The sequence below is a fragment of the Pseudomonas sp. 32_A genome (assembly GCF_017490905.1).
GTDB lineage: Bacteria > Pseudomonadota > Gammaproteobacteria > Pseudomonadales > Pseudomonadaceae > Aquipseudomonas > Aquipseudomonas inefficax.
This window is the reverse complement of the sequence record NZ_JAFGYI010000232.1, coordinates 1-492: the sequence shown is the minus strand read 5'-3', so window position 1 is coordinate 492 and position 492 is coordinate 1. Positions and strand designations below refer to the sequence as shown.

General features: G+C 64.4%; 1 protein-coding gene. It reads right to left on the bottom strand.

The window, feature by feature from the left end; translation table 11 throughout:
- On the bottom strand, positions 1–333 hold a 333-nt coding region (locus tag J5M58_RS26435; RefSeq protein WP_207880308.1), incomplete at its 3' end, for an ABC transporter permease subunit.
- Between the last annotated feature and the right edge of the window lie 159 nt (positions 334–492).

The window sequence follows — 492 nt, the reverse complement described above, 5'->3', positions numbered from 1 at the left end:
ATACGCGGCCTCGAACAGCGAGAACGCCACCATCGCCGAGGCGAGCCGGATGTCGATCGTCGGCGACAGCCCGAGCACGCCCTGCAGCAACTGCGGCACGATCAGGAAAAACCACAGCAGCACCATCACGAGCGGGATCGAGCGGAACACGGTGACGTAGCCCTGCGCGAACCACGCGAGCGGCTTCACGCCCGACAGGCGCATCAGCGCGAGCAACGTGCCCCAGACGATGCCGATCACGATCGCGAGCAGCGTGATCTTGAACGTGACGACCGCGCCCGTCCAGAGCGTCGGCAGCGCGCCGGGGATACTACTCCAGTCGAACTGATGCATCACTTGCCTCCGATGTAGCCGGGCAGCCGGGATTTGCTCTCGACCCAGCGCATGAACGTCATCACGATCAGGTTGATCACCACGTACGCGAGCGTGACCGCGATGAACGACTCATACGTTTGCGCGGTGTAGTCGACGAGCTGCCGCGCCTGCGCGGAC